At 39.4% G+C, this 24,480-nt stretch carries 14 protein-coding genes; 10 read left to right on the top strand and 4 right to left on the bottom strand.

Going from position 1 to position 24,480, the window contains the following annotated elements; genetic code table 11:
• The first annotated feature begins 152 nt into the window (after positions 1–152).
• Complete coding sequence (locus HMPREF9449_RS13135; RefSeq protein WP_009137750.1) at positions 153–6,896, top strand: aminotransferase class I/II-fold pyridoxal phosphate-dependent enzyme; 6,744 nt, start codon at positions 153–155, stop codon at positions 6,894–6,896.
• A 524-nt stretch (positions 6,897–7,420) separates the two neighbouring features.
• A complete protein-coding gene (locus HMPREF9449_RS13125) occupies positions 7,421–8,785 on the top strand; it encodes a TIGR00341 family protein (protein WP_009137749.1) in 1,365 nt (454 codons plus the stop codon).
• A gap of 850 nt (positions 8,786–9,635) precedes the next feature.
• Here the strand turns inward: HMPREF9449_RS13125 and HMPREF9449_RS13120 are convergent.
• Together HMPREF9449_RS13120 and HMPREF9449_RS13115 are read right to left on the bottom strand one after the other, a co-directional pair.
• Positions 9,636–10,343 carry a response regulator transcription factor gene (locus tag HMPREF9449_RS13120; protein WP_009137748.1) on the bottom strand — a complete coding sequence of 236 codons (708 nt, stop codon included), beginning with the start codon at positions 10,341–10,343 and terminating at the stop codon, positions 9,636–9,638.
• On the bottom strand, positions 10,340–11,809 hold the full coding sequence (locus tag HMPREF9449_RS13115) for a sensor histidine kinase (protein WP_232211438.1): 1,470 nt from the start codon (positions 11,807–11,809) through the stop codon (positions 10,340–10,342). The genes HMPREF9449_RS13120 and HMPREF9449_RS13115 overlap by 4 nt, the downstream gene beginning before the upstream one ends.
• A 147-nt stretch (positions 11,810–11,956) precedes the next feature.
• Here HMPREF9449_RS13115 and HMPREF9449_RS13110 point away from each other — a divergent pair, with 147 nt between their 5' ends.
• The 7 genes from HMPREF9449_RS13110 (at position 11,957) to HMPREF9449_RS13080 (ending at position 21,460) form a co-directional block, all read left to right on the top strand.
• The gene (locus tag HMPREF9449_RS13110; RefSeq protein WP_009137746.1) at positions 11,957–12,847 is read left to right on the top strand and encodes a GLPGLI family protein; all 891 of its coding nucleotides are present in this window, start codon (positions 11,957–11,959) and stop codon (positions 12,845–12,847) included.
• Positions 12,848–12,860: 13 nt separating this feature from the next.
• The gene (locus HMPREF9449_RS13105) at positions 12,861–15,449 is read left to right on the top strand and encodes a peptidase associated domain and porin domain-containing protein (protein WP_009137745.1); all 2,589 of its coding nucleotides are present in this window, start codon (positions 12,861–12,863) and stop codon (positions 15,447–15,449) included.
• A gap of 349 nt (positions 15,450–15,798) precedes the next feature.
• A complete protein-coding gene (locus HMPREF9449_RS13100) occupies positions 15,799–18,003 on the top strand; it encodes a peptidase domain-containing ABC transporter (protein ID WP_009137744.1) in 2,205 nt (734 codons plus the stop codon).
• A gap of 18 nt (positions 18,004–18,021) precedes the next feature.
• Positions 18,022–19,347, top strand: coding sequence for an HlyD family secretion protein (locus tag HMPREF9449_RS13095; RefSeq protein WP_009137743.1), 1,326 nt, complete (start codon positions 18,022–18,024; stop codon positions 19,345–19,347).
• A gap of 300 nt (positions 19,348–19,647) precedes the next feature.
• A complete protein-coding gene (locus tag HMPREF9449_RS13090; RefSeq protein WP_009137742.1) occupies positions 19,648–20,238 on the top strand; it encodes a LemA family protein in 591 nt (196 codons plus the stop codon).
• An 11-nt stretch (positions 20,239–20,249) separates the two neighbouring features.
• Positions 20,250–20,690: a TPM domain-containing protein gene (locus HMPREF9449_RS13085; RefSeq protein WP_009137741.1), complete on the top strand. Its 441-nt coding sequence runs from the start codon at positions 20,250–20,252 to the stop codon at positions 20,688–20,690.
• 8 nt (positions 20,691–20,698) lie between these two features.
• Positions 20,699–21,460, top strand: a complete 762-nt coding sequence (locus HMPREF9449_RS13080; protein ID WP_009137740.1) for a TPM domain-containing protein — start codon at positions 20,699–20,701, stop codon at positions 21,458–21,460.
• A gap of 7 nt (positions 21,461–21,467) precedes the next feature.
• Here HMPREF9449_RS13080 and HMPREF9449_RS13075 read toward each other — a convergent pair whose 3' ends face one another.
• Together HMPREF9449_RS13075 and HMPREF9449_RS13070 are read right to left on the bottom strand one after the other, a co-directional pair.
• Positions 21,468–22,214, bottom strand: a complete 747-nt coding sequence (locus HMPREF9449_RS13075; protein ID WP_009137739.1) for a CDGSH iron-sulfur domain-containing protein — start codon at positions 22,212–22,214, stop codon at positions 21,468–21,470.
• A 144-nt stretch (positions 22,215–22,358) separates the two neighbouring features.
• The gene (locus HMPREF9449_RS13070; protein WP_009137738.1) at positions 22,359–23,312 is read right to left on the bottom strand and encodes a calcium/sodium antiporter; all 954 of its coding nucleotides are present in this window, start codon (positions 23,310–23,312) and stop codon (positions 22,359–22,361) included.
• A 195-nt stretch (positions 23,313–23,507) separates the two neighbouring features.
• On the opposite strand from HMPREF9449_RS13070, the gene HMPREF9449_RS13065 reads away from it, so the two are divergent.
• On the top strand, positions 23,508–24,125 hold the full coding sequence (locus HMPREF9449_RS13065; protein WP_009137737.1) for a LysE family translocator: 618 nt from the start codon (positions 23,508–23,510) through the stop codon (positions 24,123–24,125).
• The last annotated feature ends 355 nt before the right edge of the window (positions 24,126–24,480 follow it).

Below are 24,480 nucleotides of genomic sequence, written 5' to 3'. Positions count from 1 at the left end.
CGCGGGATCGCGTTGCGGGCTTCTATTATCTTACCGAAAAGATCAGACAGGAATGGAAAAGCTCGCTGAAAGGCGGGCTTTTTTTTTGCAGAAGGCGCTTTAGGAGGACTGCTATTCGGAATATTAAGCTATAATTTGTAACCAGAACGATAATGTACATAAAAGGAGAACCCAAGGCATTTTTGAGTAACGAAGCTCAACAATTATTAAATCTTTATGAATTGCTCGGGGAAAGGGCGGAAATCTTTTTACCGAGACATATATATGATAACCTGACCAGTTTTGTAAAATTGTGTTTTGAAGAGCCGGACGATCCGGTTGCCCAGCAGGCGGAGATTAACCGTTATTTGCTGAAATTCAGAGAAGATATACCGGGCTATACGGATGTATCATTGATGCTATGTCCGCATACCTCTTCCAAAGCTTTTGAACTCAGTGGGCGTCGCAGGGAATTTATCAAAAAGTTGAACAATTTTCTGGATACCGAGACCGTATCTCCCGATTACAAGTTTTTGTTGGGTAATATTAAAGATACTCATGATTTTTCTGTGGGGACGCCTCCGGTAAAAAGTAGTCATATCGATTTTATTTCTCAGGTACAGTTAGGCGGGCAGGTTAGTGAATTGCGTAAATACAGGGACGTAATCGGAGTAACGGGAGATCTGAACGAGGGGCATTGGAACTATCTGATGGATACCTTGGAGCAGATGATCAGTCAAAGCACCCATTATACGACTAAGGCAGAGGTGGCTGATTTTATTAACCGGACCCGTTGGACGGTGAATTTTAAAGGTTTGAATGGTATGATCCGGACGGTTGTTTCCGGAAATGCAGATAAAGCTGTCAGTTTAATCCGGGGAGATGTATTCAGTAAAGCCAGTGTACAGGTTTTGGAAAATCCTGCTGCGGAAGATCTGTATGAGCAAATGTGTGTGGATACCACTTCTATTTTTGCGGTGAAAGTAAAGCATATGCGGGTAAATTTATACTCCGGTGAGAGGTGGTTTCCTTTATTGACCCGCTTGGTGATTGTGGATGATTCTAAAGAATCCCGTAGTTCCAATACTTCCTTGGTATTTTGTTTTCATAATGGAATCATCAATACCCTGAACAAGGTTCATACGAAAAAATTGGGTTCTCCTGCAAATACCCAATTGAATTTGCGTTTGATATTGGAAAATGTCAATCCCTTATATCTGACGGAATTCCGGGAAAAAATAGAAAGACAGATCCGGGTGTACGAAAAAGAAATCAGTAAGATATTAGAAGAACAGCTAGGCACGGCTGAAGATGCTGTAAAACGTCTTCAAGTATTCAAATTGGATATGTTTTCCCGTAAGATTATACAGGATAAATACTCACTCGAAAAATTGCGTGATTTTATTTATTTTCTCGAAAATTGTCATAAAGAGGAAAAACGCCAGGTACAGACGCAGGAATTAATAGAGGAATTTGAAACCCGGATTCGTCAATACTTTTATTCCGGCAATACGCATATTGAAGTATTAAGTGTTCTGGAAGGAGGAGGACGAAACCAGATTCGCACCTATGGGCAATATTTGTTACAGAAACCCTTTATTCATTTGAGTGAACAGGTTCGGGAAGCTTGTCGTTTGATTCTGGATATTATTCCCAGTAATTATGAACGAACTTTAAAAAACCATTTTCATAAAAATTTCGGTATCAACCTGTTTTTAGAAAAATACCAGGCTTATATCACCAAAGTCGATAACGAGTCCAATAATAAAGGACGTTTTGACAATTTCTTGATTGATTTAGGAATTCGGGAAAAATACGATAGCTTGAATAAAAAGGAACAGGATATTGTCAAAAATTTTCTTTCAGCTCTGGGTAATTTAGAGCAGACCTCTGTTTCCGATTCTGTACAGATGATTATCCGGGATTTGTTGTTTAACCCGGGTGGACGGCCTAAGCCTTATATCATCTATAATGCCATTCAGGCCTGGGAATATAAAGATTTATTACCGGATGATATTTTTGATATCAACCCTTTTGATATTGAGATCGAAAATTTGGAAGACGGGCGATTGGCCTACGAACGGCTGACAGATAAATTATTACGGATAAAATCTACGTTGGCTTTATTTGACGATAGCGGTAGCTTATGGGATTTGTTTTGTGAAAATACGACCATCTTGATCAATGATCCCAATAACCCTACTGGTTATACGGATTTCAATACGGAAGCATTGAATAATTTTTTGCGGCTGTTGAATACTTCTAAGATTACTTTGTTTTTGGATGAGGCTTATGCGGACAGTGTGAAAGTTGCAGATCAACAAATGCCGAAATGGCGGACCCTTTCCCGTTATATTCTGAATAATATTACGGCTCAGGCAAATATCCGGGCGGTATCTTCCCTGTCTACGACAAAAAATTTGTCGGCTACGGGCGACCGTTTAGGGGCTTTGGCCGTGACCCCTCAAGCTCATGCCGTGGCGGCTTTTGTGCGGCAGCATAATTCCAGTTCCCATGGAAATAACAACTCGCTTTTGATGTTGAATAATCTTTTGGAAGTAGCCCAGGTCGCTAAAAAAATTAAAGATACCCTGGAAAGCGAACTGCCAAAAAATGCTTCCCGCTATAAGATTAAAGAGACCTTAGTCCGTTTTATAAATGAACAGATCGGACGTACAGAAAAGATGAATCAGAATAGCAGAACGAATCGGCAATTGCATAAAACTGCCGGCTTTGAAGGAAGTCCTCTCTATCTGTTTTTGTTGGATGAGCTGGTTTCTTTGGATAAACTGGATATATTGGCTTTACCGGATGATTTCAAATACAAAGAAGAACCGTTTTTTGTCTATTACCAAAACCGTTTGGTCAAGAATCTGAATCGCTTCCGGGTAAATAAAAATTTTCGGACCGAGTCTTTAGAGCGGATGAAGTGGGCTAAAGAGGCAGCAGAACGGGCTTTGGCGAAATTCCCGGAAAGTGGCATAACGTATCTGCCTTCCGACGGTTCCTATTTATTTAATTTCCGGGTACAGGGGCATTTTTCCTATGCAGATGTGCTTTGTTTTTGCCGGTATCTGGCTCAGAACCGGGGAATAGCGGCGGTTCCTTATTCTACAGGCGTTGTCCGGTTTGCTTTAGGTGGATTTTTATCCGATACGGAAGAGAGTAGGCGTGTCTTTCAGTGTGAGTTGGAAGATGGATTTACCATTTTTCTGAAATATTGGTTGTTATTTGCCGCAAAACGTGATAATCCCGCTTATAAGGAAGTGGAAAGCCAGGTGATAATAGAGGAAATTTTTGCTTATAAGAAAGATAAAGAGTTGATAGAGAAGATTATTGCTGATTATTCTCTTTCCGCTCCCTATAAAAAAGATAAGGCTCCTTCTTTACAAATACGGGATATTCGGACCTTATATCATGCTTCTCCGGAAAAAAGCGGTATAACGATTACCACAATCGACCGTTCGGTAAATTCTGTCATTGAGTTACAGGGAGATAGGATCGGTACTTGCCGGGATGTTTTGGAATTTATCCGGAGTGCGGCATTTACGAAAGTATATGAAAATCTCCTGGCTCAGATTTATAAGAAAGTACCGGATATTGCCGATCTGGATTTCAATACGGTCAGTTCGAAATACAGTAAAGCCGTTATTTTGAAATACATTACCAACAAGCGGACCTTTCAGCCCCATCACAACGTTTTGGACGACCCTATGGAAAAGAATATTATGCGGGAGATATTGATAGAAATGGAACATATTCTTTTCTCAGACAGTAAAGTAAAAATATTGACGGTGGAAGCGACGGGAACTCCTGAATTAGATAAGTCGAAGTTGGAAGGAATAAACAGCATTCTCAAAAAATACATTCGGGAAATTTTGCTTCATTTTAATTTGCCTTTTGAAAAAGAGAGCCTGGAGCCCAGCCGAAGTGAAATTATTAAAGTCGCTGGGGAGACTTTTGAAGAGATAACCGGTATTCAGCTAAAGGATTTGAATCTGAACATCTGGATTGACGAATTTGTAGGACGCTTGCGGGAATTGTCGGAATTCAAGGAAATTACTTTATCGCAAAAATCGATAGGCTATATTATGGATGCGATTTCTGCCGGGATTAACGATGCGAATACGAGTATTACGGATAAAATTCTCTACCTCTATCTTTTGCGCAATGACGATTCGTTTTATGAATTGGTCATTCGTAAACTAAAATATTTTAGCGAAAAGATTGAAAATTGTGAAGATAATGAACTCCGGATGTTTCGGGAGGAATTTATCAATGAAATCATGCCTTCGCAGTTGAATGAGATCAACGAATATATCATGCGTAAAAAAGATATCAAGGTGGCGGAAAGCGAGATTCACCGTGTAAGCCGCCGGGTTGTCTTGTTTTATATCAGCCTGGTTAAGCGAACCAAAGGAACGGATTATTACAAGCGGTATACCCATATTATGGTGCGCTTGGTAGAGACTGCTTTCCGGAAACAGAATTCCAGTGTAAATGAAATGGTTCAGCATGGGATTTCTATTTACAAAGATTTTGAGATGGAAAATAAAGTGCTGGAGACCTATCAAGGAGGAAAGCTTAGCTGGGTGAACGAATTAATGCAAAAATGCGGAGTAATTTCTTCTGAACAACCTGTACAGGAGCACACCCGTATTGTGACAGACGCGAAAAAGCGCGAATATCCCTTTCATAAAATCGATCGGCTGGAATCGAAAGGAAAGAATTTTACTGAGGAAGCCGGGGCGAATGATTATTTGAAATTATTGGACCTGCGACCGGATTCTTCTTTTTTTGCCGATCGGTTGGCCCGGTTTATTGCCAATATGGATTCTGACGATTACCGTTGTAAAATAGTGAAACATGGGATGGTAAAAGAGCTGGTAATTTTTCAGAAGGGGTATATGAAATACCTGACGGATAATTATCGGTTGAATTATACCGAGGATATAGCTTTGTCGGATATTCAGTGTTTCGTACCGGATGTAATCAGTTTTCTGGGAGCTCCGGAAAAGCTGATCTCTTTTCCTCAAATTGGATATTTTGACATTAAAGGGCCCTCTGGAAACATCAAGACTATTGTGACGCCTTTAAAGCAGAAAGTGGATTATTTCGGAGATGTCAAGAAACCTCGTTTGACTGTTATCAATGAGAAAATCAAAGAAATCGGAGGGAATCCCCGGCACGGTTCTTTATTTGCTGTGGAGGAAAATGACGGTAGTATATTTGTGATAGAGATCAATGGAGACAGTGGCGTCGGGAAATCGGAGATGATTGCTGCTTTTATATTGAAGTGGCTGCGGAATAATTTACAGGGGGTACGTTCGGTAAAATTGATTGCCGGGGATATGTTTCATGAATTTCAGGATGCTCAGGGAAATTTATATGGTATCGGAACGGAAGTAGGTGATTTTTCGCGTACGACGGATTTCGATCCCGATTATATCAAGTATTACAAATACCTGTTTGAAAGTAGTGCCGACAGTAATGTGGAAGATTTGAATTCCCGGAGTACCGTCAGTGGAATGTGTGATATTACGATGCCTTATAAGATTGATATCATGTTGAGTGCCAGCAATTATTCCAAAGAAGAGGCCGGCATTATCCGGGTCGATAATCCGGAAAATTTTCTGCTGTATATGGATTCTCACGGGGAACGGAAAGAAAAAGCTACCAGCCAGGACGGACCGAATTTCCAGCGTACCTTAAAGCGATATACGGCCGATAAAAACATCGTAACTGTAATGGCTCGGCATGGAAACTATCTGGATGATATCTTGGATTGGGATTACAGCACGACAGAAAAGCAATATTATTTGGCTTCTTCTTATAAATTGCTGGATAAAATTGATATTACCGAAGTCGTGAATCTGATTTTTGCCGGTAAACAATTCAGGCGGGAGGAAGTGCTATATACTATAAATACGGTGACTTTTGATATGATCCGGAACCGTTTTGCTGCCCGGGTATCTGTGAGGGAAGGGGAAACGCAGGAAATGTGGATCGACCGGAAAATGTTCAGTTCCATATTCGATTCGTTGGCCAGTACTCCTGGAGGCCAGCCTTTTATTGCGGAAGAGGGGCAATTGGTTGCTGTGCAAAACCTGATTCGGATTATGCGTGGAGGAGAGGACAGAAAGGGCGGGGCCCGGAACATCCAATGTGGTATACTTTCCACAGAAATCGGGAAAAAAGGACGGGAAATCACAGGGCCTCAAAAAGCTGCCATGGAATTGAAAAAATTGATTCAGGAAGTTCGCGTCACCCGTCCTGAAATCAATGAGGGAAAGATAAAGGTAAAACGCTTATTGAATGAGAAGTATCAGCATATCTTTCAAGGAGAAATGAACAGTTCGGAATTATGGCGTTATAATTTCTTCATATACCAATTGGAAAATATGCGGAAAGCAGATTATCGTCGTATGGACGATATTACCCGAAAAGTCGATATGAGTAATTTGGTCCATTTTGTTCCGGTAGATCCGAAAAAGGAATTTAGCCCCTTATTAGTCAATCCTAATCTGAACATAGAACTGACTAGTTTCAGTGAGACTTTTGAAGAATTGATGAGTTTACCGAATTATGGGGATTTTGCCCGGGAATTTGCTGAAAAAGTGGAGCAGTTGTATCAGGTGGAAGGGTATAGTGAGGAAACCAATATCAACAATATGATTGTTCAGTTGCTGTTGATGGAAGGGTATATTACAACGGCGGATGTCGCTCGGGGAAGTGTTATTCAGAAAGTAAACCGGGAGACGATAGCCGCTGCTAAATATGCTGTCGTCCAATATCTGAATACTTTGCGAAAAAGCGATTCTTCACAACCTTTTGCAGAAGAGCAGAAAACATCTTCTTCCTTAAAAGAAAATTCTTCCGGGAGGAAAAGGCAGACGGGAACAAAAGGGAGAAAATAACTTTTATTTTATTCGCCCCCCCTCAAAATAAAGTGAAACACAGAATTTTGAGGGGGATTTTTGATTTCGGGAATGATTCTTTTTTCGAAAAGAATAGGAATTCACAGAAGGAATAAAGACGTTATATTCTTTTACACAATGGATCACGGCTCCGTATACGCGGGCTCCGCTTTCGTAATAAATATAATTTGCCTTAAAATACAAACGATATGCCTTCCCGAAGGACTCTCCGGTCAGAAAAGATAAGTTGTATTAAATCCTGATCGTCATAGGCCGTAATAAAAGTGCTACTTATCCGCGTCCAAACCGATCCTTTGTTTTGATGAAAAACACATCAAAAAGATGTTATTTGTATATATAAAAATGAAAAGGATGATAAGAGGCTAAAACATTTTAATATATTTTTCTGAAATTTATCGATAGAGCGTACTTATCGATGATTTTCCCGAAAAAAAACCGTTATTTTGCAGTTTCTAGGTGTAAGAGGTATATTTTAAAATTTGTGTATTAAAACAAAAAGGGATATGAATTTTTCAGAATTATTTCTTCAGTTTCAAAATTACCTGAAGGGGATTTTCGATCCTTCGGAAGATCGGGAGAGCGAGGTCGAAACCATTGAAAATATTTGTAAAGGGATCAATTTCCGGGGAAGTAATTTGTGGGTATTGATTTTTGCTATATTCATTGCTTCTTTGGGATTAAATGTTAATTCTACGGCTGTCATTATCGGTGCCATGTTGATTTCTCCTCTGATGGGGCCTATTATGGGAATCGGATTAGGTTTGGGAATCAACGATTTCGAATTGATTAAAAAAGCTTTTCGGAATTTAGCTATTGCTACGGTATTCGGTATTCTGACCTCTACCTTTTATTTTTTAATTTCTCCTTTAAATGAAGCCCGTTCGGAATTATTAGCCCGGACAACCCCCACCATATACGATGTCCTCATTGCTTTTTTTGGTGGTATGGCGGGTATTGTGGCTTCCAGTACGCGTTTAAAAGGAAACGTAATTCCGGGAGTGGCCATTGCTACGGCTTTAATGCCTCCATTGTGTACGGCGGGATTTGGAATTGCCAGTGGAAATTTTTCCTATTTTTTCGGAGCCTTTTACCTGTATATGATTAATTCTGTCTTTATTGCTTTTGCTACGACCCTTGGGGTAAAATTAATGCATTTTTCCAAAAAAACTTTTGTAGATAAGGCCCGGGGCAAAAGAGTACAGCAATTGGTGTATACCATCCTTTTTTTAACCATTGTACCGAGTGTATACATCACTTATAATATGATCCGGAAAAATATCTTTCAAACAAGTGCGGATCGTTTCATTGTCAATGAAATTAACTTCCCCAACACTTTTGTGGTGAATAAATATATAGATGCGGAAGCACCTGATCGTAAAATCTCAGTATCATTAGTAGGGAAAGAAGTACCGGAGGAATCGATTATCATGTTGCGACAAAAAATGGAACAATACGGTTTAGAAAATGTGCGGTTGGACATTTCTCAGGGGTTTGGTAAGAAAGAAGAAGATGCTGGGAGAGAGGGGTTAAATAACTTGGTATTGCAGGATTTTTATCGTCGCAATCAGGAAAAAATGAAGCAGCAAGTTCAGGAAATCAATTATTTGAAATCCCGTTTGGAGAAATATACCGTATATGATTCTGTAGCACTTTCTATTTCTCCGGAATTGAAAATATTATTCCCTTATATCCGCTCCATTGCTGTATCCCGTTTAGTACGTACAGAAGTTGAATTGCAGCGTAGCGATACCTTAACCGTTGCTTTCTTATCCTATCAGAAAGCGCCGGTAGCGCTGGAGGAAGAACGTTTCAAATCCTGGTTAGCGACCCGTCTAAAGGTTCCCAACGTTGAAATAATCCGCTACTGACAGCCAGCAATAAACCCGAATGCAGATTTATTCAAAAGACATTCAACTGTGCAAAAGTTCGGAAAAGCCACGAGTAGAGTAAACTTTCTCTGCCGCGAAATACTCCTAACCATTTTGAACATTTGAATGTTAAAAAACATTTTAGATTCACCTTTCCTCCTCAAAATCCAAAAATCGACAGATTGTCATAGAGACTTCATGGTTTTGTTACATTTTTGTAACAACCTTCCGTTAGTTTTGCAACGAAGAAATTCAAATCGTTTTTTCATAGGTTTTGGTTAGACAGACTAAAGTTCCCGATTTCTCTATCGGGAACTTTTTACACATTAGGGACGTGCCCTTTTGTGTAATTTTTAAACTTTTCTCCTTTTCCCTTTCTGTTTTTCCAGATGTTTGCTGCTTTCAATTCATTTTCCACCTTTCATTTGGATTTTCAGTATCCCGGATATATACTTTAACAATACTACTTATTTCTCTTCATTCTGAGATTCCGGAAAAAACGAGGAATATTGTCAATTAGATTCTGGTGGGCCTTTACAATTGATTTTTCTAAGAAACAGAAATAAAAGCTCCCCGGGTATTTTCGTGAATTTAAAACTCTATTTTTATGATAAAAAGATCCCTACCGACCTTTTCAGGGGGTATGATACTTTTTTAACTCTTTAGTTGGATCCGGTACAGAAAGGCAATTTTATTCCCTTACTTTATCTGGATCAGTCCGAGTTCCCGCAACGACGAGATTACCTGACAAATAAAGAAAAACCCCTACTCAGAGAAAACAAAGCTATAGAACTGAAAAATAAAATGTTCGGTTGGCTTCATTTTAATATTTTTATTCGTATTAATCAGATTAAATTTTGGCTAATCCAGCATAGTATCCCTTCACTTTCAATACATATCCCTTTTTCTTTAGTGAAATAATGGATATCAATTGATCTTCTTCGAGAATGCGCCGGAGATAAGTAATTTGAACATTCAGGGCCAAAGAGTTTGCATGACTATCATCCCCCCAAATTGTCTTGAGGATATATTCTCGTTCTACCATAGTTCCTATCTTCTGTGACAACAATAGAAGAATGTCGGTCTGTCTTGCAGTTAAGGTACGCGAAATCCCGTTATGTGTAACAGAGGATAGATTACTGTCAAATAATGTTTTACCAATGACAAATTCATGTTGTGCTTCTACGGTCCTATGCTCGAAACGTTCCTTTATTTTAGCAATAAGTTCTTCCGGGTAAAACGGCTTGGGGATGTAATCGTTACCCTTTAGGCTAAAACCTTTCAGTCTGTCATCTTTTTCCGTACGGTCTGTAAGGAAGAAAATCAACACTTTCCGATTGACTTCACGAATCTTCTTTGCGAGTTCGAATCCATTCATTTCGGGCATATTTATGTCCAGCAGGATAAGATCCGGATGTGTTGTTTGGAAAAGTTCCCAACCGACGCAACCATTGTTGGCGTAGGTCACACCATATCCTTCTACCTCCAAAAACCTCTTCAGTAGCATGGAGTTCTTCAAATCGTCATCCACTAACAATATGCTTATCTTATCTCTCATTGCGGTAACTTAATCGTGAAGACAGTGCCGAGACCTTTTTCGCTTTCTACTTCAATGGAACCTTTGTGTGCCAAAACTAATAATTTGACATACGCCAATCCCAGTCCCATGCCTAATATGTTCTTATCAACAATTGTCTGACTACGGAAAAATTTGTCGAATACATATCTGCACTCTGATTTAGGGATACCGAATCCATTGTCCTTGACAGATATAATTATAGATTCCCCATTGCTTTCGCAGTAGCTAATTTCGACTCGGACTTTATTCTTAGAGTATTTCAATGCATTCTCCAAAAGATTACTGAGCATATTAATAAGATGCATTCTGTCGGCTGTAATCATGATATCCGCATGGGAAACGACATCGATTGTCGCCGACTTACCGCTTGGGATGGTAAGTTTTTCAATACATTCTTCAATTGCATCCTGGAGGTTAAATGCTGATAATGTAAGCGGAATTTCTGTTACGTCATTGAAGGTAAGGTCACGCAATTTCGAGAAATAAGAGGAAAGGTTATCCAGTTCATGATAAGAGTCGGAAATGATGGCCTCTTTGCTTTCCTTATCTTGCATTAACTTATCGTTACGCATAAACGACACGCACATTTTCAAAGTTGAGATAGGTCGTTTCAGTTCGTGTATCATTATATGAATAAAATCCTGACGCAGTTTTTCCAATTTGCGCTGTTTACGGATTGTCGCAATCTGTACAATAAGGCAGGTAATCAGCAGGACAGACAGTACAAGTGAAATCAACAGTGTATCCAGCATTTTCATTATGACAGGAGACATTCCAACAGCTACTGTGACATTCACCACCTCTCCTTCGAAAATGTCATACGGATAGGATACCGTTATTTCCGGGTGCCATTTTGAGGGATGATCTGTTCGTGATACAGACCACACCATTGAATCGGCCTGTTCAACTGTAATAGCTTTTGCTTCTACGTCTCTTTTGTTCAATAGAGAGTCTATCTTGGCTGCATTAAACGGACTACGCACATCTACTTGGAAACGTTCCAGCGCATCGTAAGCATCCCGTTCATTAGGTGGATTATCCACTTCAAAACTGTATTTGGTTATCCCTTCCGGTTTTTCTTGCTCATAAATACGGGTTATATTATTCATGTCTGTGGTGTCGTTGATAGTGTACGTATTCCTATCCACAACATAGACCTCAAATGTCATTGTCAGGAAGCCTGCTTGATCAGCATTAGAGGAAACTTTCATCTTTGAACTGGTCAAAATGCTGATATCGGGTGTTTGTGTTGCACGCCGAATTTTATAATCCTCATGCATTACCTCTAAAACAGTATCATATAAATTGTTTTCGTAACCGTTCCGGGCATCTTTAAAGCGGTTATACAGCCAATAACATTGTATTGTGCAAAATGCAATGATTGTGGCGATGGTAAGTCCGTATAATGCTTTCATTCTTTTCCCCATATTGCAAAAGTAATCCATTTATCCTATCAGCGAACTTCTATAGGGACAAAGTATATCTTCAGTAATAATTTAGTAATAATCGCTAATCGTTGGGTAATAATTATTTTTTCGCTTAAGGCTCCTTACCTGTACTTTTGGAAAAAGTTAAACTAAATTATGGGGAGTATGAAAAAAATGTCATTTGTCTTGGTATTTGTCTTTGGTTCCATTATGGCAGGCAATTCTCAAAACAATCAGATTATTAGCATCAAAGTAGGCGAGCAGATGTCAGTGAATTCCGGTATGCCTGTAGAGCATAAAGAAATCGGTACTGCAGTTATGGAGTTTATGTACGACTATCGTTATCTGCGCGATACGGCGGATATAAATTCAGCCGTAACAGACCGTATGGTGCTTCAAGTAGGTTACGGTTTGTCGAAGTTCACAAGCTATCGTGTTATGCTGATTGATTCTCTTATCAGCGTGTCTACCCCGGATCAGATAAAGGCAAATCCGGGCCGTTATGTCGGTGGAGAAACATTCTCCCTTTATAAGAATTATCCGACAGGTAAATTTACCACTACAGATAAGATTGCAACAGATTGGTTCCTCATAGAAGAACTTATCCCCACTCAAGAGTGGTCTATGACAGAGGGTACGAAAGAGATACTTGGCTATAAATGCCGTCGTGCCACATGTAATTTCAGAGGTAGGGATTATATCGCCTATTATACAGATGAAATACCCGTTGCTGACGGTCCGTGGAAATTCGGCGGCCTCCCTGGTTTTATAATGGAAGTGCGGGATATCCATGATCATTATTCGTTTGTGTGTGTGGGAATCAATTCTAAAGCGAATCGTCAGATTACAATGCCGGAAGTCGAGTATAACAAAACTTCACGGGAAAAATTTTATCGGACTAAGTATAGATACGACATCAATCCGATGGGATATTTGGAAACGGTAAGCGGAGTAAAAGTCCATATAATTACACCTGAGGGGAAATCTCGCCCGGATTTGGCGCAGCCCCGCAAATTGACCTATGATTACATCGAAACCGATTGGAAGAATTACTAGATAGATTTGTTTTATGAGAACCATTACCACGATCATTATGATATTGCTGGGGCTGGCCATTGCCTATGGACAGGATGCAGAGGTGAGTGGTGTGGTCCTTGATAAGGAGGATAATTCTCCTATCGCAGGAGTAATAGTACGGATCAAAGACTCTTCCGATGCAACGATTCAGTATGCTATCACCGATGATAAAGGAGTATTCAATATAAAGTATAAAACTCAAAATTCGGATTTTATCTTGAGTTTCCAATGTATGAGTTATCGTCCTTACAAATTAGCATTGAATAAGGTTATTTCTCCAGTAATTGTCCATCTTATTCTTCAGCCGACCCAATTAAAGGATGTCATTGTCAATGCTCCGGGTATTGAGCAACGTAGTGATACTCTGACTTATTATACGAGCAAATATGCGAGGGTTCAGGACAAGAATATTGCCGATGTACTCAAGCGATTGCCAGGTATAAAGGTGGAGGAGAATGGAGAGATAAAGTACAATGGAGAGCCTATTAACAAATTCTACATAGACGGGGTTGATTTTATGGATGGACGCTATGGATTAGCGACGGAGAATATAGCTCCTTCGGATGTCGCAAGTGTGGAAATACTGGAAAACCATCAGCCTATACAGGTCTTGAGGGGGGTAGAATTCTCCCAACAGGCTGGACTGAATATAAAACTAAAGGAGGAGGCCAGACATAAGTGGGTAGGCATCTTTAAGGGGGGAGGAGGCTTTTCTCCTTTATTATACGATGCTTCACTGTTTGCAATGCGTATGGCCGGTAATTGGCAAAACATGGAAACAGTCCGTGTAAATAACGACGGTTGGAATCCAGCATCCCAGAGTCAGAGACAGCTGGAGGATAGAATTTTCAGTGTCGGTTATACTGATAATTTAGGAGAAGATCACATTTCTGTGAGGCCACCCTCTTCTCCGATTGATGAGCGGCGTACGCGTGATAATTTCTCCGTTCTTGCAAATACATCAAACTCATGGCGTGTGGGAAAAAGTAAAGATATTAAATTCAATCTTATGTATGAAAGCGACAGGCTGGATTACAGGACAGGATACGAAACGGACTACTTTGATGCAAGTATAGCATCCTTTACAGAAAGCAACATTATGCGGACGCAAGCCCATCATTTGGGCAGTCTGTGGGCATATCAACTCAATCGTCCGACACTCTTTCTGAAAGATAATTTTTATATCGATGTCCACTGGAATAAGACAGTATCAGACATAGGGGGTACTCTTTCTCTTTCACAGAGGGCTAAAACACCTTCTTTCGGTGCTACGAACGATTTACAATTCGTAAAGCGTATTGATAATAATTTGGTTACGGTTTCTTCACGCAACAGGTACATTTATAAGCCACATTCATTGGATATCATTACCGGCAAACCAATTTTACAAGGCATTACGACAGATGATTTCCGCTCGGTAACAGAGGCACGCTATGGTTGGTTTATCAACCGATGGAACATTTATGCCCGGGCCGGAATAGATTTCAACTACTATAGCATCCATAGTAATTTACAAGGGTTGGAAATATCATACCCGACACAAAACGATATGCATTTCTCCTTGGTGAATACTTATATTTCGCCTGAAGCATCCTATACCTCGCAAAAATGGCTACTTACTTTGTCAGCTCCTGTATACTATCATCTGTACGATGTGAGAGACAAGTTCGCAGGTGAAAATCTGACAAAGAACTATATAGCCCTCTCTCCCTCCTTTTATCTTCTTTATCACATTAATGCAAAGCTGGATTTTGCAGCGCGGCTCAAATATTCGCTGACACCTCCGGAGGCCGATATGTATATGCAGAATATCTTTATGACGAATTTCCGGAACTTGTATAGGCCCCAGCTTGTTTCTGCATACAAGGAAGAACGGTCTGCAACCGTTAATTTGAGGTATAGGAATCCCCTCACTTCACTCTTCTTCAACCTAACCGGAGAATTCGAATGGAATCATAACCCATGTATGCAAAACCAATTATTTATTGACGATTATATCCTTACCACCTTTTCACCAGTGGATAATGATAGCAAAACTTTTGCTATTTATGGAAGCAGTAGCAAAGGTTTAATGTCTGGAAAAATCACATTCAGTCTGGATGCTGCTTATCAACAAGTCTGGACTACATCAATGAGGCGGAATGTAGAATTACCCTATATCTTGAAGATGATTTCTGTGCAGCCTTGTCTTAAAGGATATTTCACCAATTGGTTTTCTGTAGATTATCGACTGCTGTATGTAAATAATGCATTGAATATTGACCAAGTTGAGAAAAGTAATTATACTGTATTGAAACAAAACCTGACTTTTACCTTCGTCCCGAATAATGATTGGCAGATAGCCGCAGGTGGTGAGCATTATTATACCCAGTTCAGTTCGGGAAACTCTGTCCACCTGATACTACTTGATGCCTCTGTCCGATGGACGGTATCAAAACGGGCGGACCTTAGCTTAGTCGCCATGAATCTCTTAAACAAACGCGAATATCGGTATGCCAGTTATGGTATGTTGAATGAAACAAACTATAGGTATGGGATACGGGGCCGCAGCGTATTAGCAAGTATACAAATTCGGTTATAAAATGTAGGACTTTCCGGCAAGCATATATCCCTGTTTATTTACATTAAAATCTATGCTGCCCTGAAAAAAGATGGAAACTTTATAAAAAAGGGAAGGCCCTCTGTAGCATGCCCAATAAACCATCCTTCCTCCTTTCTTTTGAAGTAAAGATAACTTTTGTGAATCTGGATATTGACTGAGACAGGTTTACAATAGAAAAATCTCCCTTCTTTTTTAAGATTCGAGAGGAACCATCATCTGTGCATAATAATATTTTGAATTAATAAATGTGTTTTTTAATTAACAATGAAAATTTCTTATTAAATGAAAAAGAAAAACTATATTTGTAAATATTGAATAAACAAAGTGTATGTGGCATTATCCTGTATATACCCAATTAGACAGAATGGACTGTGGTCCGACCTGTTTGAGGATGATTGCGAAATATTACGGTCGGGTGTATAGTTTACAAACCTTGAGGGATAAAGCTTTTATTTCTCGTTCGGGGGTTTCTTTGTTGGGTATTAGTGAGGCAGCGGAGTCAATCGGGTTTCGTACGACGGGGGTAAAAATTACTTTTGAGCAATTGGTGGATGATTTTCCGCTTCCTTGTATTCTGCATTGGAATCAACAGCATTTTGTCGTTTGCTATCGGATTCGAAAACGTCGTAATAAATATAAGATTCTGATTGGGGATCCTGCAGGTACTCAAACGGTGACTTACAATGAAGAAGAATTCAAACGTTGTTGGATCAGTTCGCGGGAGAAGGGGCAGGATACGGGTGTTGCTTTGGTACTAGAGCCTACGCCGGATTTTTACTCCATGGAGGAGGACCGGAAGGAGGCCAAAAAGAAATTAAATTTTTTCTTCCGTTATCTTTCTCCTCATAAAAAGGCGCTTGTCCAACTTGTTTTGGGAATGGTAATCGGGAGTATATTGCAGCTCATTGTTCCTTTTCTTACACAGTCGTTGGTAGACGTTGGTATTCGGGACAACAACCTGAATTTTATCACTCTTATTTTGGTGGCCCAACTGATTATTTTCATTGCCCGGCTTTCTGTAGATTTTATCCGGAGTTGGTTGTTATTGCATATGAATATCCGGATCAATATTTCTCTTATTTCTGATTTTTTGGTAAAACTAATGCGATTGCCTTTGCATTTTTTCGATACCAAAATGATTGGGGACATTATGCAGCGTATTGGAGATCATAGCCGGATTGAGTCTTTTTTAACGGGTTCTTCTATTTCCACGCTTTTTTCATTTGTCAATTTTATTGTGTTTGGGTTCGTATTGGCTTATTATGATTTATCTATTTTCGGACTTTTCCTGTTAGGCAATTTATTATATGTAATTTGGGTATTGTCCTTTATGAAGTACAGAAGGGAATTGGATTTGCGTCGTTTTTCACAAGCATCGACAGAACAGAGTACTCTCTATCAGATTATTACGGGTATGCAGGAGATCAAACTGAATAATTGTGAAACACAGAAAAGATGGAAATGGGAGCGTATACAGGTAAAACTATTTAAGATAAGCGTAAAAGGTTTGGCTTTACAGCAATATCAGCAAGTCGGGTCTGTGTTTTTTAATCAGACTACCAATATCTTGATTTCTTATATTGCAGCCCGGGCTGTGGTGGAGGGGAATATGACCTTGGGTATGATGATGTCGCTCACTTATATTATCGGGCAACTGAACTCCCCCATTGAGCAATTTATCGGTTTTGCCCGTTCGTTTCAGGATGCCAAAATCAGTTTAGAGCGTTTAAATGAAATTCATCAGAAGGAAGATGAGGAAGAAACGGCTGTCGATAAAGTTTCTTTTTTACCTCAGGATCATACTTTTACTATTGAAAACCTGTGTTTTAGTTACGATGGTTCTCCTGATTATGTACTCAACAATGTGAATTTAACTATTCCCCGGAATAAGATAACGGCTATTGTAGGAGCCAGTGGGAGTGGAAAAACCACTTTAATCAAATTATTATTGGGTTTTTATACCCCTAATAAGGGAAATATAAAAGTAGGGGATGTTTATTTAAAAAATATAAATCCTCATTTATGGCGCAGTGTGACGGGGTCCGTGATGCAGGATGGGTTTATTTTTTCGGAGACGATAGCGGAAAATATAGCAATAGGGGAAGAGGTGATAGACAAGGAACGTTTATTGAAAGCTGCCCAGATTGCCAATATCGATCAATTTATCGATTCCTTGCCTTTGGGGTATAATACCAAAATCGGTATGGAAGGAAGCGGAATCAGTCAAGGGCAACGTCAGCGCATACTCATTGCCCGGGCCGTCTATAAAAATCCGGATTTTCTTTTCTTTGATGAGGCTACAAATGCTTTGGATGCTAATAACGAAAGGGAAATTATGGAGCATTTGAATGAGTTTTATAGAGGAAAAACAGTTGTTATTGTGGCCCATCGGCTTTCGACCGTACAGAATGCGGATAAGATTGTCGTATTGGATAAAGGGGGGATCGTCGAAGAGGGCACTCATCAGGAGCTGACTTGTTTGAAGGGGATCTATTACCGGCTAGTAAAAAATCAGTTGGAATTGGGAAAATAACGATTAATTGTATTTTTTATGCCAGAGAAAGATATCGAATTACGAAGTGAAGAAGTACAGGAAGTGATGGGACATATGCCCAGTTGGATACTACGCTGGGGCATCACCTTATTTTTTGTCATTATTCTCACTCTTCTGATAGGAAGTTTCTTTTTTCGTTATCCGGATACGATTACTGCTACGATGACATTGACAAGTGACAATCCTGCCGTGCAAATAATTGCCCGGGCGAATGGACGCCTGACAAGTTTATATATAGAAGATAAACAAAAAGTAGGGAGTGGGGATTACTTGGCTGTTATTGAAAATACAGCGGTTACAGAAGATATTTTGCAATTGCGGAATACTTTGATACCTATAGTAAACGAGCCAGACACTGCCCTTTTGCTTTTTAATGCTGAAAGAGAGTTAAAATTGGGAAATGCGCAATCCTTGTATACTAATTTTTTGCGGAGTTTATATGATTTTAAAAATTATAAAGTTTTAAATTATTATCCTCAGAAAATAAATTCTTTGAGAAAGCAGATTGGTAAATACGAAGTTTATCATCGCAATTTAATTGGGCAATTGCAAATACAGCAGGAACAGTATGAAATTGGTAAAAAGCAGTACGATAGGGATTCCATACTATTTGAAGAGGGAATTCTGGCAGCAGCGGATTTGGAAGTGACCCGTACTCAATTATTGCAAAAGCGAACAGTTTACGAGCAACTCAAGGCTTCTATTGATAATTTACAAATTCAAATCGGAGATTTAGAAGCGGATATTTTGGATTATGAATTACAGCAAGCGGAAAAAGAAAAGGTTTTATATCAGAACTATTCGGTCGCTGCCGAGCAGTTATTGAATGAAATCAACAATTGGGAATTGAATTATGTGTTGAAAGCTTCTGTTTCGGGGATTGTCTCTTTTACACAAATCCGGTATGTCAATCAATATGTGACGGCGAATGAAATTGTTTTTAATATTGTTCCCGGGGAGAAAGAGCAATTGATTGGAAAAGCCATGTTGCCAGCTCAGCGTTCCGGAAAAGTGAAAGTAGGTCAGCGGGTAATTATTCGGTTTACAAGTTATCCGGATCAGGAATTTGGTATTGTCAAGGGGCAGGTTTCTTCTATTTCCTTAGTTCCCAACCAGAATAACTATATGATTGAAATTCTGCTTCCGGACGGGCTTCATACCAATTATAAAAAAGAATTACCTTTTAGTCCGGAAATGGAAGCACAGGCCGATATTATAACGGATGATTTACGTTTAATAGAACGTTTTTTTATGCCGCTGAAAAAAATCTTTAAGGAAGGTTTCGAGTCTCAACCGGAAAAAATTGCGGACAATCTGTTATGATGCGTTACTTCTCTCGGAAAATTGTATTATGAAGTTCAAAACTGTGGAAAATGGAATAATGTGGAGAAAAATTAAAAAGAAGGAATCATATTGTTCTATTGGAAAGCTTTGCAGGCCTGATGCTGCCATTTTGGCAAATTCTTTTATTTTTTTGAGGTAAGAAATAAACTTAGGTTTTTATAAATCGTTATAATACAATATATTCTCTAAGAATTTTTTTTTAGTAGAATAAATGGAACGAATGGTATTAAAATTGCTGAATAAGTTATGATAATTATATTATAAAGTAAAATTTCCTATATGAAAAAAGGGTATATTGTATTAATTGTAATTGGGGTTATTATTCTGGCTATTTTTTTGTGGTTCCGGGGTAGTTACAACGGGATGGTAAAAATGAGCGAAACGGTTGCCGCACAATGGTCGAATGTAGAAAACCAGTATCAACGTCGTTTGGATTTGATTCCGAATTTGGTAAATACTGTAAAAGGTTATGCTGCACATGAGCAGCAGACGTTGACAGATGTGGTAAATGCCCGGGCAAAAGCCACTCAGACGCAAATTAATTTTGAACAGCTGGATGAAGCGAGTATGCAGAGATTAAACCGGACACAGGGGGAATTATCTTCTGCTCTTTCCCGGTTAATGGCTATTTCTGAAAGTTATCCTGATTTAAAGGCAAATCAGAATTTTTTGGAATTGCAGGCTCAATTGGAGGGTACGGAGAATCGGATTGCTGTCGAGAGACGTAAATTTAACGATACCGTACGTACGTATAACGCTTATATTCGTCAATTTCCTAAGAATATAATTGCAGGTATGTTTGGATTTACCCCCAAGCCTTATTTTGAAGCGAATGCCGGGGCAGAAAACGCTCCTAAAGTTGAATTTTAAATATTGATTCTATGTTATCTCCGGAAAAACATTTTACCTTGGAGCAGAAAGAGGCTATGGTCGTTGCCATTCAGGAAGCAGAGAGAAATACTTCGGGGGAAATCCGTATTCATTTTGAAAATTATTGTAAAAAGGATGTATTGGATTGTGCAGCACAGGTATTTGCTCAATTGAGAATGCATAAAACGGCTTTGCGCAATGGGGTATTGGTCTATGTAGCCTTAGAAGATAAAAAGATGGCGATTTTGGGAGATGCTGGTATCAATGCTAAAGTACCCTTTGACTTTTGGGATGAAATTAAAAACCGGATGATAGATAGATTTCGGCAGGGATTGATTTGTGAAGGGGTTTGTGAAGCGGTAAGGGGGATCGGCATACAATTAAAGAAATATTTTCCTTGTCAACCGGGAGATATCAACGAACTTTCGGATGAGATATCATTTAAAAAATAAAAAAGTTTATGAGACGTTTTTTTGTATTGGGGGTTTTGTTAGTGTTGGTTATGAGTATTCAGGCACAGGATTTTCCAGAGCCTATGCGTCCGAAACGTATTGTGAATGATTTTACGCAACTCTTTACTCCGCAGCAGCAGGCTGCCTTAGAAAAGAAATTGCGGAATTTTAATGATACTTCTTCCACCCAGATTGCTATCGCCACGGTTCCCACGCTCAATGGGTACGCGCCTAATGATTATGCCCAACGTCTGGCTGAAAAATGGGGCGTCGGACAAAAAGGAAAAGATAATGGAATCTTGATTTTGATAAAACCTAAAAAGGGAAATGAAAAGGGACAGGTTGCTATTGCCGTAGGATATGGTTTGGAAGGAGTAGTGCCGGATGCCATTGCCTCCCGTATCATTCGCAATGAGGTGATTCCGGAATTTCAAAAGGGACGTTATTATGCGGGGGTAGATAAAGCTACGAATGTATTGATGGACTTAACGGGAGGTGAGTATACAGCAGACGAATATGCAAAGCGAACAGGAGAGGGGGGACTCGCCTGGCTATGGATTCCTTTGGGTATACTATTTCTAATACCTTTATTTGTCAAGCGTCGGAAAGGGTATACGACGGGAGGGCATGATAAGGACGGATTTCCTCCTATCTTTTTTGGAGGATTCGGGGGAGGAAGCAGCTTTGGTTCCTTTCGGGGAGGAAGCGGTTCTTTCGGAGGATTCGGCGGAGGGAGTTTTGGGGGAGGAGGAGCTAGCGGAAGCTGGTAAATACAGTTTAACTTGTCAAGCCGGGTTGGCCATCACTGAATTGCGTCCTCATATGAGAACCGTCGCAATAAGGTTTATTGTGGGAATTACCACAGCGGCATAAAGTAACCCGATTCCGTATCTCATAAGGTGTGCATTCGCTGTCTTCCATCGGAATACCTCCTTTTACCCAAATCGGGCCACTGCAATTTTTCTGGGGATCTTCAATCAAACTGAGAGAAGGTTCCAAGCGGGGTTCTAAAAATTCATCTTTTTTTTTATCCCTGAGTTTCAAACGACCTGAAGGACAATGAAATGTTTCCCGGATTGTTAACTCCTGGGCTTCCGGACGATTGGATTGTTCCACTAAATGCCATACTGTGCCTTTGGCCATACAAAAACGGGCATGCACACAATAAGTTTTATTATCCAATAGTTGCAATTCTTCTCCTTCCGAGATTTCAACATTGTCTAGCAATGGTTTACGGTCGGCAGAAAGGGTAGGATCCCAGTCTATTTGAGTATGTGAACCGTCGCAAAACGGTTTTGTCTGAGAATGTCCGCATCTGCATAGGACCATGGGTTCATGATCTACTTTATAAGTAATTCCCGTTTTGTATTCCCAAGCTTCGCCTTCGGCATTTGGAACAATGAATTCTTGTCGTAAAGTAGGTTTCCCATATACAAAATAGGGACCTTTGGTATCTATAATGATTGAATATCCCTTATTAAACATAGGTGCTCCTGGTTCAATGTGAAAATTTTCCCGTTCCATAACTATTTCTTTTTTATAGGATAGTATACTCCAAAAAGAAAGAAAAAGTTGTGGAAATGTTTCTCGAAAAGTTTGCTAAACTATTAATAATCAAAAAATACTTCAAAAACAAATCTCGTTTTTGTTCAGGCTATCCGGACATTTTTATCCCAAAATCAGCCAAATTATATAGGAAATATAGAGAAATAGAAAAATAGATCCTTCCCATCTTTCAATTTGGCGGCCTCTTCCTGTAAAAATGAAAACGAATAAGAGGAGAGCAGAGAGCAGATTCATACCGATATCGGGTAAATTTGCCATGGACATGTGGATAGGGGAGATTAATGCAGATACTCCTAATATCAGAAAAGTATTGAAAATATTAGAACCTACTACATTTCCGATGGCCATATCGACATTTTTTTTCCGGGCCGCTACGAGGGAGGTGGCTAATTCCGGAAGAGAGGTTCCGATTGAAACAATAGTGATGGCGATGATTCGTTGAGAAATGCCGAGGCTTTCTGCTATTTGAACAGCTCCTTTTACCAATAAGCGTCCTCCGATGATGAGTCCGACTAATCCGATAAGGATCCAGAATAGGGATTTTCCTATAGTATAATTTTTAATTTTAATTTCTTCTGCCTCTCCTTTCTTGGCTAACATTAACGTATAGGCGATAAAAAGGACAAAGAAACAAAGTAATACAATTCCTTCCGTCCGGCTGATAATGTAGGGGGTGGGGGTAGGCCAATGATTGTCTCCAAACATAATTAAAATTAGAAAGGCTGCCAATAAGGCCAGGGGGACCTCTACCCAGGTGGTGGCTTTTTTTACTGCGATGGGAGAAATCAGGGCTGTGATTCCCAGAATCCCTAGTATATTAAAAATATTACTCCCTAGGACATTTCCTAACGCTAATTCCGATTGTTTTTCGGCGGAAGAGAATAGATTTACGACCAGCTCTGGAGTAGAAGTACCAAAAGCCACCACTGTTAATCCGATAACGATATTCGGAATATTCAAGCGAAAAGCAAGAGCTGCTCCCCCATCTACCAATTTATTGGCTCCATAGATTAAAATGATAAAACCCAGAATAAGCCAGATAAAGTTTAATAACATAGTATTGTTTTGTTTTAGAATAAGCTATTTACGCACTTTCCCCGCCTTAGGTTTTGCACCTTTGCAAAGATAGCTTTTTAAAACTTGCCTTCCTCTTTTTAACCTGGCTTTCCGAGTGGTGATGTTTTTAAAATTTATCTTTATTTTTGTCTGGGATTTTGAAAAACGCACTGGGATCCGGAAAAATTGATTGAAATGGATTTTATGAATGTATGGGGTTTTTTAATTGCTGCCATATTCTTGACACTTATGCCTGGTCCGGATATTTTGTTTGTGATTACACAGAGCATTAACCGAGGGAAAAAGGCTGGAATCGTATTTGCTTCCGGACTTTGTACAGGACTTATTTTTCATGTAACTGCTGTAACGCTGGGATTATCTGCTCTGTTAGCCGGTTCTGCTTTTGCTTTTACTGTGTTAAAAATAGCAGGGGGAATCTATTTGCTTTATTTGGGAGGGAAGGCGTTTTTTTGCCGGAATAAAGTTTCATTGCGTTTTTCTTCAGAAAATATTCCGGTATATCGTTTATTTCGTAGGGGGATATGGATGAATTTACTCAATCCGAAGGTTATATTATTTTTTTTAGCTTTCTTCCCGCAATTTATTACTATGGAAAAGGGAAATGCGGTGTTTCAGATGCTTTTTTTAGGACTTTTATTTATCCTTCAGGCGTTATGTGTATTCTCTGCTGTGGCTCTGGTAGCAGATAAACTTTCTGCGGGTGTTATGAAAAGGCCCCGGTTTGCTTATTGGATGAATATAGCGGAGGCTTTTATCTATGTCTGTATAGGGATCAGCATTTTTTTTGTCTGACCTATTAAAAATGAGGCTTAAAGCAAATTGCTCAAAAATGAATTTATTTATTACTTGCCGTCTCCGAAGTATCTTTTATGTCTGGAAAAAATAGATTTAAATAGATCAGCTTTCGTGATAAGCGCACTGCTGATGAATAATCCTCGGGATCTAGTCGGCGGAACTTGGTTCCCGATAAAAAAATCGACAGCAGATTTCATCCGAACCCAAGGTTCGTTTGTTAGTTCCTTAAGTGCACCTATCAACGAAATGCTGATCAGAGAACGAAAAAGAGTGTTTATCGTTTTCTAACAAAGCTGAAAAAACTTACTTTAATTATTATTTGTAGAGTTTAATTTAGCTAAAATTTACGTTC

The sequence above is a fragment of the Odoribacter laneus YIT 12061 genome, assembly GCF_000243215.1.
GTDB classification, from domain to species: Bacteria; Bacteroidota; Bacteroidia; order Bacteroidales; family Marinifilaceae; genus Culturomica; species Culturomica lanea.
Note: the sequence above shows the minus strand (reverse complement) of the source record. Positions and strands in the feature narration are given on the sequence as shown.